This is a genomic window from Actinobaculum sp. oral taxon 183 str. F0552 (assembly GCF_000466165.1).
In the GTDB taxonomy this organism is placed as follows: domain Bacteria; phylum Actinomycetota; class Actinomycetes; order Actinomycetales; family Actinomycetaceae; genus Peptidiphaga.
In genome coordinates, this window is the sequence record NZ_KE951446.1 from 1 (window position 1) to 9286 (window position 9286).

The window sequence follows — 9286 nt, forward strand, 5'->3', positions numbered from 1 at the left end:
GTCCGCGCCCGCCCGGGTCCGCCCGGGCGCGGACCGCGCCGATCCGCCGCGCCGGGGCCGGGGCGATCCGAGTTCGCGACACGCCCCGCCGGGTCGTTGAACCGCGTGAGCATGACCTTTACCTTGTCCGCGAAGCCAGATGCGAAAACCCTCAAGTAGCGCTTGAGGTTTGAAAGGAATGATGGAACGATGCCCGCTCTCAACAATGGTGCGAACATCAAGGTCATCGGCGTCGGCGGCGGCGGCGTCAACGCCGTCGACCGCATGATCCAGGACGGGCTTGCCGGCGTCGAGTTCATCGCCATCAACACCGACGGGCAGTCCCTGGTCAAGTCAGAGGCGGAGACGAAGCTCGACATCGGCAGGGAGGTCTCCCGCGGCCTGGGCGCCGGCGCGGATCCCGCGGTGGGCCGCCGCGCGGCGGAGGAGAACTCCGAGATGATCCGCTCCGCCCTCGACGACGCCGACATGGTCTTCGTGACCGCCGGCGAGGGCGGCGGCACGGGCACCGGCGCGGCGCCCGTCGTCGCCGAGATCGCACGGAGTATCGGCGCCCTGACCGTCGGGGTGGTCACCCGTCCCTTCGCCTTCGAGGGGCGCCAGCGCGCGAACAACGCGACGGCGGGTCTGGCCGAGCTGCGCAAGTCCGTCGACACCCTCATCGTCATCCCCAACGACCGCCTCCTGGAGATCGCCGACGACAACCTCACAGTCCTGGAGGCCTACCACTTGGCCGACGAGGTCCTGCGCAACGGCGTCAAGGGCATCTCGGACCTCATCACGATCCCCGGCCTGGTCAACCTCGACTTCGCGGACGTCAAGGCCATCATGAAGGACGCCGGGACGGCCCTCATGGGCATCGGCGAGGCGACGGGAGACGACCGGGCCATGCGCGCGGCCGAGGCGGCCATCTCCTCGCCTCTGCTGGAGGCGAGCATCGACGGCGCGCACGGGGTCCTCCTGTCCTTCCAGTCGGGGGAGAACTTCTCGCTGACGGAGATGAACAACGCCTCCAAGCTCGTCCAGGAGGCGGCCGACCCCAGCGCCAACATCATCTTCGGCCACATCATCGACGACTCGCTGGGCGACCTGGTCCGGGTCACGGTCATCGCCGCCGGCTTCGACGAACCCGACGAAGAGGAGTATCAGGTCAGCCGCACGGCCTCCCACGCCCAGGCCGTGCCCAGCATCCCCGCCCACATCGACGACCGGTCGGGCGATTCGCCGGCCACGAGCGGCTTCGCCACGCCGACTCGACCCGTGGCCGACGCCCCCGTGGTGGCGCCCAGCCCGACGATCGCCCCCGTCCACGATCCCGAGCCCGTCATCCCGCCGGTCGTCAAGGATCGGCCGCGGCACAGCCGCGATCTGGATATCCCCGCATTCCTCTTCGACGACAAGTAAACAAGTAACGGTCCGGCCACGAGCCCGCCGCAGAGCGGGAGAGCCGATCGCATCGAAGCGTGGGCGGGATCGCCTGCGCGGGGAGGAACGGGCATGGGACTCGTCGAATGGGTCGTCGACCGCGAGGTCCCCGGAGGCCGCCTGCGCGCAGGGTTCACCGCCCGCGCGGGCGGTGTGTCGACGGGCTCCTACGCCGGTCTCAATCTGGGCTTCCACGTAGGCGACGACCCCGAGGCGGTCGCCGAGAACCGGAGGCTGCTCGAACTCGAGGCGCCCGGACTGGCCTGGATGGACCAAGTCCACGGCGACGCCCTCGCGGCGGCGCGGGCCGGCGTCACCGCGAAGGCGACCGACGCACTCGTCGTCGATCCCGGCGCCGGGCGATCGGCCGCCGCCGTCATGGTGGCCGACTGCGTGCCGCTGCTCCTCCTGACCGGGAACCGCCCGCTGGCGGCCGCGGTCCACGTGGGGCGCGGCGGCCTTCTCGCCGGAATCGCGGTCAAGGCCGTGGACGAGCTGCGAAGGCGCGGAGGCGAGGACGTCTCGGCGGTGCTCGGCCCGTCGATCTGCGGCCGATGCTACGAGGTCCCGCCGTCCATGCGAGACGAGGCCGACGCCCTCGCGCCGGGGGCCGCGGCCACGACCTCGTGGGGGACTCCCTCCGTCGACATCCCCCGCGCCCTCGTCCGGCAACTGGCGTCCCGGGGCGTGGAGGAGGTCCGCCTGCTCGGCGTCTGCACCTTCGAGGACCCGGCGTACTTCTCGCATCGCCGCGCTTGCGCCGCGGGCGGAAAGGCCGGGCGTTTCGCTGGAATCGCGGAGGCAACTCGCGACACGCCCGCCTAAATCGCCGGTCCGCGGAGAAAAGTGAAATACGTTGTTGGGGCAGATGATCACGAGTGAAAGAGAAGCTGCCAATGGGAATGTTTCAGCGCTTTGTAGACAAAGCGACGTTGAACTCCGAGGAATACGAGGAGTATGACGACGCCTACGACGAGTACTCCGACGAGGAGTACGAGGCTGACGTCACCCCGATTCACTCCGTCTCCTCGGTGCCGCAACTCGCGCGCATCGTGACCGTGCATCCGCGTTCCTTCTCCGAAGTCAGGGCCTTCGCCGTCCAGTACCGCTCGGGGCTGCCGGTGATCCTCAACCTCACCGACGCCGACGACGAGACCCGCAAGCGGATCGTCGACTTCGCCCTGGGCCTGTGCTTCGGGCTGGAGGGCCAGCTCAACAAGGTCTCCGACGACGTCCTGCTCATGACTCCTCACACCGTGACGATGGATGAGCATGCCGCGGAGGGTGCGTCGGCGTTCTGATGTCCTTCGTCATCGGAGTACTCATCGCGGTCGTCCAGGCTTACTTCTTCGTTCTCCTGGCGCGGGTCGTCCTCGACATCGTCGAGATGACGGCCCAGGACTGGCGGCCGAGCGGCGTGGGGCTCCTGGCGACGAACGCGGTCTACCGGTTGACCGATCCTCCCCTGAGGTTCCTCGGCAGGTTCATCCCGCCGCTCAGGATCGGGGCGATCGCGCTCGACCTGGGATTCATCGTCCTCATCCTGGCCCTGAGTCTCCTGACGAGGATCCTCCTGGCCCTGTGACTCCGGGCCCGCGGAGCGGGCGGGCGGGTGGGACCATCGTCTGGGTCGAGGCTTCGTCCGGGCCCGTTTCGAAGGGGGATCCCTCCCAATCCCGATCGAATTTCACAAAAGTTAGAGCTGGAGTTTTCCCGGCCATTCCGCGGAAAACTCCCCTTCGTGCTGTTTGCTCAGCGCGAAGATCATCATTCACACGGTGAACATCGGTACCAATTTCGGGTAGCCTATTTGTAGGCGGCGTTCTTCGCCCGCTCAGGAAAGTTACCCGACTCATAGAGGTGAATGACACACATGGCGCTGCTCACTGAATCCGATGTTCTGAACGCTCGTTTCAAAACGCCCGCATCCGTGGAACAGGGCTACGACTTGGACCAGGTCGACTACTTCCTGGATGAGGTCGCCGAGACGATCGCCCAGCTAACCAAGCAGAAGACCGAGCTTGAGAACCAGCTGAAGGTCGCCCAGGCTCGCATCACCGAATTGGAGAACGCGGGCGCCCCGGCCCCCGGCGCACCCGCGGACGCTCCGTACTCCGCTGCCAACACCGCCTCTTTCGCTCCGACCGGAGGGGGAGCGTCGGGTGGCAACGACGCGACGGCCGTCACCGGAATGCTCGCCCTCGCCCAGCAACTGCACGACAAGTACATCAGCGACGGCAAGGCGGAGTCCGAGCGGATCCTCACCGAGGCGAACACCGAGGGCCAGAGGATCATCGCCGAGGCCGAAGAACAGCACAACCGCACTCTCACGCAACTTGAACAAGAGCGGGGCCTGCTCGAACGCAAGATCTCCGAGCTCCGCGATTTCGAACGCGATTACCGGACTCGCCTGAAGAGCTACCTCGAGTCGCTCCTGGCGGACGTGGAGGTCGGTTCCGTGCCTACCGGCGAGCAGCGCTGAGTAGCGACCGCGCGGCGGCGGCAGCTGCGGGCTGCCGCCGCCCGTCGTCGGGGAGGACGCAGTGACGACAGAGGAGTCCGGGGCAGGGAGGCGTCGCGGGCCTGTCGTCGCTGCGTTCGCCTGCGCCCTCGTGACGCTCGCCGTCGACCAGGCGAGCAAGCAGTGGGCGCTCGACGCTCTGGGGGACGGGCGGACGGTGCGCGTGCTGGGCAGGTTCCTCACGTTCACCCTCCACTTCAACCCCGGCGCGGCGTTCTCCTTCGGCACCGGGGCCACCTGGGTGTTTACGGCCGTCTCCTGCGCGGTCGTCCTCGCCCTGCCGTTCGTCATCGCGCGTAGCCGGTCGGCTCCCTGGGCGATAGCCCTCGGCGTCGTCTGGGGCGGCGCGGCGGGCAACTTCGCCGATCGGCTCGTCCGGGAGCCGGGCGTCGGGCGCGGACACGTCGTGGACTTCATCGGCTACTCCGACTGGTTCGTCGGAAACGTCGCGGACATCGCGCTGGTCGGAGGCATCCTCGCGCTCCTGGCCATCTCCTTCTTCGACGGCGGCGACGGCTCCGGCGAGCGGGGCGGAGACGCCCGGAGCGCGGGAGGCGGCGAGACCCGCAACGGGTCGCAGTCGGATGGCGACCTCGGCCGCATCCCGGCCGGCGGGACCGGCGCGCAGGCGGGCGAAGACGGCGGGGATGGCTGAGCGGCGCTACTACCCGGTGCCCGAAGGGCTCGCCGGGCAGCGGGTGGACGCCGTCCTTGCGCGCATGACCGGGATGTCCAGGGCGGCGTGCGCGAAAGTCGTCGAAACGGGCGGGGTGTGGATCGACGGCCGCCTCGCCTCCAAGTCCGACCGCGCTCAGCAAGACTCCGTGGTGGAGATCCTCGTGCCCGAGCCGGCGGTCGTCGAGCCGCGGCCGAGCCCGGCGGGCCTGCCGCGCCTGTTCGAGGACGGGGACATCGTCGTGGTCGACAAGCCGCAGGGGATGGCCGCCCATCCGTCCCTGAACTTCGACGGCCCCGACGTGCTGGGGACCCTCCTGGCCGAGGGGACGAGGCTGACGACCTCCGGCCCGCCCGAGCGCAAGGGAATCGTCCACCGACTCGACGTCGGCACGTCGGGGTGCATGGTGGTGGCCAAGTCCGAGCTCGCCTACACGCTCCTGAAACGGGCGTTCCGCGACCGGACCGTGAACAAGGCATACCACGCCCTGGTCCAGGGCCATCCCGACCCGACGGCGGGCACGATCGACGCTCCCATCGGGCGGGACTTCCGCCACCGGTGGAAGATGGGGGTGCGCGAGGACGGCAGGAACGCCGTCACCGGCTACGAGACCCTGGAGGCGATGCCCTCCGCCAGCCTGCTCAACGTACGCCTCCTGACCGGGCGCACCCATCAGATCCGCGTCCACATGTCCGCCGTCGGCCACCCGTGCGTGGGGGACGCCGTGTACGGCGCCGACCCCGTCCTGGCGGAACGGCTCGGCCTGGACCGTCAATGGCTCCACGCCGTCAGACTCGGCTTCGAGCACCCGGCGAGCGGGGAGTGGGTCGAGTTCTTCTCCGACTACCCGGAGGACCTGGCCCGTTCGCTCGAGGGCATGCGGGAGCGCGTCCGCGGATGACCGCCCGGCGACGGGCGGATTCGGCCGGGCTCCGAGCCTCGACGGTTGGGCGGCGCGTCCGGGCGGATTCGGCGCGCCAGGCGACGGGCCCTTAACGGCCGCCGGGCCCGCCACTAGACTTGCCGCATGACATCCAAAGACTTCGCGCACCTGCACGTCCACACCGAGTACTCCATGCTCGACGGGGCGGCGAAGATCGGCGAACTCGTGGCCGAGGCCAAGGCGCAGGGCCAGCCGGCGATCGCCATCACCGACCACGGGTACTGCTTCGGGGCCTACGAGTTCTACCGGGAGTGCGAAGCCGCCGGAGTCAAGCCGATCATCGGCGTCGAGGCGTACATGACCCCCGGCACGTCCCGGCGCGGCTCGGACCGCGTCCTGTGGGGGGACGAGACCCAGCGCTCCGACGACGTCTCCGCGCGCGGCGCCTACACGCACCTGACGCTCCTCGCCTACGACAACAGGGGGCTCCACAACCTCTTCCGCATGGCCTCGCTGGCCTCCCTGGAGGGCCAGATGGGCAAGTGGCCCCGCATGGACATGGACCTCCTGGAGACCTACCACGAGGGCCTCATCGCCACGGCCGGATGCCCCTCGGGGGAGGTCCAGACCCGGCTGCGCCTGGGCCAGTTCGAGGAGGCCTACGCCGCGGCCGGCCGCATGCAGGATCTGTTCGGGCGCGAGAACTACTTCGTCGAGGTCATGGACCACGACAACGCCATCGAACGGCGGGTGCGCAGCGAGCTGCTCGACCTGGCCGGGAAGATCGGCGCGCCCCTCCTGGCCACGAACGACTCCCACTACGTCAGGGCCGAGGACGGGCCCATCCAGGACGCCATGCTGTGCATCAACTCGGGCTCGACCCTCCAGGACCCCGACCGCTTCACCTTCGACGGAACCGGCTACCACCTGCGGTCCACCGAGGACATGTGGGACCTGTTCGGCGACCTCCCGGGGGCCTGCGAGAACACGCTGCTCGTGGCCGAACGCTGCAACGTCTCCTTCACCACCGCCGCCGAGGGGGCCAACTACATGCCCGAATTCCCCGTCCCGGCCGGGGAGGACATCACGTCGTGGTTCGTCAAGGAGGTCGAGCGCGGCCTGCACCTGCGCTTCGGCGAGGCCATCCCCGCCCCGGTGCGCGAGCGGGCCGACTACGAGGTGGGGGTGATCCTGGAGATGGGGTTCCCGGGTTACTTCCTCGTCGTCTCCGACTACATCCTGTGGGCCAAGCGCAACGGGATCCGGGTCGGCCCGGGACGAGGCTCCGGCGCGGGCTCCATGGTGGCCTACGCCCTGCAGATCACCGAGCTGGACCCGATCGCCCACGGGCTGCTCTTCGAGCGCTTCCTCAACCCCGAGCGCATCTCCATGCCCGACATCGACGTCGACTTCGACGAGCGCCGCCGCGGAGAGGTCATCGAGTACGTGGAGAAGAAGTACGGCGCGGAGAAGGTCGCGCAGGTCGTCACGTTCGGGACGATCAAGACCAAGCAGGCCCTCAAGGACGCCTCGCGGGTGCTCGGCTACCCCTTCGAGATGGGCGAGCGGCTGACGAAGGCCCTGCCGCCGTCGGTCCAGGGCAAGGACATCGCCCTGGCCGACGTTTACAACGACAAAGCCGAGCGCTACGTGGAGGCCGGGGACTTCCGCAGCCTCCTGGCCGACGACGCCGACGCCGGGCGCGCCTTCGAGCTGGCCAAGGGGTTGGAGGGGCTGACGCGCCAGTGGGGCGTGCACGCCTGCGCGGTGCTCATGTCCTCCGCCCCCCTCATGGACGTCATCCCGATCATGAAGCGTCCCTCCGACGGCGCGACGATCACCCAGTTCGAATACCCGCTGTGCGAGGAGCTCGGGATCCTGAAGATGGACTTCCTCGGCCTGTCGAACCTCACGACGATCGAGGACACCCTGAAGAACATCGAGTACAACAGCAAGCCGCCGGTCAAGATAGAGGAGGTCGGCCTCGACGACGGCAAGACCTTCGAGCTTCTCCAGCGGGCCGACACACTCGGCGTCTTCCAGCTCGACGGCTCGGGCATGCGCACCCTGCTCAAGCAGATGAAGCCCACCGAGTTCGAGGACATCTCGGCCGTCTCCGCCCTCTACAGGCCCGGCCCGATGGGGATGGGCTCCCACACGAACTACGCCCTGCGCAAGAACGGCCTCCAGGAGATCGCGCCGGTCCATTCGGAGCTGGCCGAGCCTCTGGGGGAGATCCTGGCCACGACCTACGGCCTGATCGTCTACCAGGAGCAGGTCATGGAGATCGCGCGGGTGTGCGCGGGCTTCACCATGGGGCAGGCCGACACGCTGCGCAAGGCCATGGGCAAGAAGAACCGCGAGGTGCTCAACAAGCAGTTCGAGGGGTTCTCCGCGGGCATGCTGGCCAACGGCTATTCGAAGGAATGCGTCAAGACGCTGTGGGACACCCTCGTGCCCTTCGCCCAGTACGCCTTCAACAAGTCGCACTCGGCCTGCTACGGGGTGATCTCCTACTGGACCGCCTACCTCAAGGCGAACTACCCGGTCGAGTTCATGTCCGCCCTCCTGACCTCGAAGAAGGACAACAAGGACAAGCTCGCCCTCTACCTGGGGGAGTGCCGGCGCATGGGCATCACCGTCCTGGTGCCCGACGTCAACGAGTCCGACTCGGACTTCTCCCCGGTGGGCGACGAGATCCGCATCGGCCTGTCGGCCGTCCGCAACGTCGGGGCCAACGTCGTCGAGGGGATCGTCCAGGCCCGCAGACAGAAGGGGCAGTTCACCTCGTTCCAGGACTTCCTCGACAAGGTCCCCCTCCAGGTGTGCAACAAGCGGGCGATCGAATGCCTGGTCAAAGCCGGCGCCTTCGACTCCATGGGCGTCTCGCGGCGCGCGCTCCTGACGAAGGCGGAGGAGGCCGTCGACGCCGTCGTCTCGCTGAAGAAGAACGAGGCGGCCGGCCAGTTCGACCTCTTCGGCGGTGCGGACGCCGACCTGGGGTTGGGGGTGCACGTCGTCGTCCCCGACCTGCCCGAATGGGACAAGAAGGTCAAGCTCGACCACGAACGCGACATGCTCGGCCTGTACGTCTCCGACCATCCGCTCTCCGGCATGGAGCGCACCCTGGAGCGCGCGGCCGACACGACGATCGTCCGGCTCGTCAACGACGAGGACGGCCCCCGCGACGGCGGCAGCGTCGCGCTGGCCGGGCTCATCACGTCCGTCCAGCCGCGCGTGTCGAAGAAGAACGGCAAGCTGTGGGCGACCATCATGCTCGAGGACCTGACGGGGAGCGTCGAGATCAACTTCTTCCCGGCCACCTACCAGACGGTCTCGACCATGCTCGCCCAGGACGCCGTCGCCGTCGTGACGTGCCGGGTCCAGTACAGGGACGGCTCCCTCCAGCTCTCGGCTCAGAGCATGACGCTTCCCCAGGCCGACATCCCGGACGCCCCGGTCGACATCCAGCTGCCCGAGCGCATGTGCACGGCGGACCTCATGAGCTCCCTGGCGGGCGTCCTCTCCCTGTACCCGGGCGCCGCCCCGGTCCGCCTCCACGTCCACCGGCCCGGCCTCACGAGCGTCGTGCAGGTCGCCGAGGAGTACTACGTCAGCCGCGGCGACGGGCTCTTCTCCGACCTGCGGGTGCTTCTCGGGCGCAACTGCCTGAGGGCGTGACGCCCGGCCCGTTCGGCGTCGGCGCGGCGGACGGGCCGGCTCACCGGCGCTCGGAGGGCGCGGCGACGAGCCTGACCGCGGCCTCGCCCCCGCCGGGCAG

8 protein-coding genes are annotated in these 9286 nt (G+C 68.8%); all 8 read left to right on the forward strand.

Features of this window, described 5'->3' with window-relative positions; all coding sequences use genetic code 11:
- Window positions 1–189: 189 nt before the first annotated feature.
- The 8 genes from ftsZ (at window position 190) to dnaE (ending at window position 9186) form a co-directional block, all read left to right on the forward strand.
- Window positions 190–1404, forward strand: coding sequence for a cell division protein FtsZ (ftsZ, locus tag HMPREF0043_RS07275; RefSeq protein ID WP_021602355.1), 1215 nt, complete (start codon window positions 190–192; stop codon window positions 1402–1404).
- Between the two features lie 93 nt (window positions 1405–1497).
- On the forward strand, window positions 1498–2250 hold the full coding sequence (locus HMPREF0043_RS07280; RefSeq protein ID WP_021602356.1) for a polyphenol oxidase family protein: 753 nt from the start codon (window positions 1498–1500) through the stop codon (window positions 2248–2250).
- 71 nt (window positions 2251–2321) lie between these two features.
- A complete protein-coding gene (locus tag HMPREF0043_RS07285; RefSeq protein WP_021602357.1) occupies window positions 2322–2726 on the forward strand; it encodes a cell division protein SepF in 405 nt (134 codons plus the stop codon).
- The gene (locus HMPREF0043_RS07290; RefSeq protein ID WP_021602358.1) at window positions 2726–3010 is read left to right on the forward strand and encodes a YggT family protein; all 285 of its coding nucleotides are present in this window, start codon (window positions 2726–2728) and stop codon (window positions 3008–3010) included. The genes HMPREF0043_RS07285 and HMPREF0043_RS07290 overlap by 1 nt, the downstream gene beginning before the upstream one ends.
- Window positions 3011–3289: 279 nt before the next feature.
- The gene (locus HMPREF0043_RS07295) at window positions 3290–3907 is read left to right on the forward strand and encodes a DivIVA domain-containing protein (RefSeq protein WP_442852611.1); all 618 of its coding nucleotides are present in this window, start codon (window positions 3290–3292) and stop codon (window positions 3905–3907) included.
- A 61-nt stretch (window positions 3908–3968) separates the two neighbouring features.
- Window positions 3969–4601: a signal peptidase II gene (locus tag HMPREF0043_RS10775; protein WP_021602360.1), complete on the forward strand. Its 633-nt coding sequence runs from the start codon at window positions 3969–3971 to the stop codon at window positions 4599–4601.
- Entirely contained in the window at window positions 4594–5523 is a 930-nt protein-coding gene (locus HMPREF0043_RS07305) for an RluA family pseudouridine synthase (protein ID WP_040318114.1), read from the forward strand. The genes HMPREF0043_RS10775 and HMPREF0043_RS07305 overlap by 8 nt, the downstream gene beginning before the upstream one ends.
- Window positions 5524–5649: 126 nt before the next feature.
- Entirely contained in the window at window positions 5650–9186 is a 3537-nt protein-coding gene (gene dnaE / locus HMPREF0043_RS07310; protein ID WP_021602362.1) for a DNA polymerase III subunit alpha, read from the forward strand.
- Window positions 9187–9286: the final 100 nt, after the last annotated feature.

Bases quoted from the DNA above. Each gene is read 5' to 3' on its own strand.
- ftsZ (WP_021602355.1), top strand. From the start codon at position 190: ATGCCCGCTCTCAACAATGGTGCGAACATCAAGGTCATCGGCGTCGGC.
- HMPREF0043_RS07280 (WP_021602356.1), top strand. From the start codon at position 1,498: ATGGGACTCGTCGAATGGGTCGTCGACCGCGAGGTCCCCGGAGGCCGC.
- HMPREF0043_RS07285 (WP_021602357.1), top strand. From the start codon at position 2,322: ATGGGAATGTTTCAGCGCTTTGTAGACAAAGCGACGTTGAACTCCGAG.
- HMPREF0043_RS07290 (WP_021602358.1), top strand. From the start codon at position 2,726: ATGTCCTTCGTCATCGGAGTACTCATCGCGGTCGTCCAGGCTTACTTC.
- HMPREF0043_RS07295 (WP_442852611.1), top strand. From the start codon at position 3,290: ATGACACACATGGCGCTGCTCACTGAATCCGATGTTCTGAACGCTCGT.
- HMPREF0043_RS07305 (WP_040318114.1), top strand. From the start codon at position 4,594: ATGGCTGAGCGGCGCTACTACCCGGTGCCCGAAGGGCTCGCCGGGCAG.
- dnaE (WP_021602362.1), top strand. From the start codon at position 5,650: ATGACATCCAAAGACTTCGCGCACCTGCACGTCCACACCGAGTACTCC.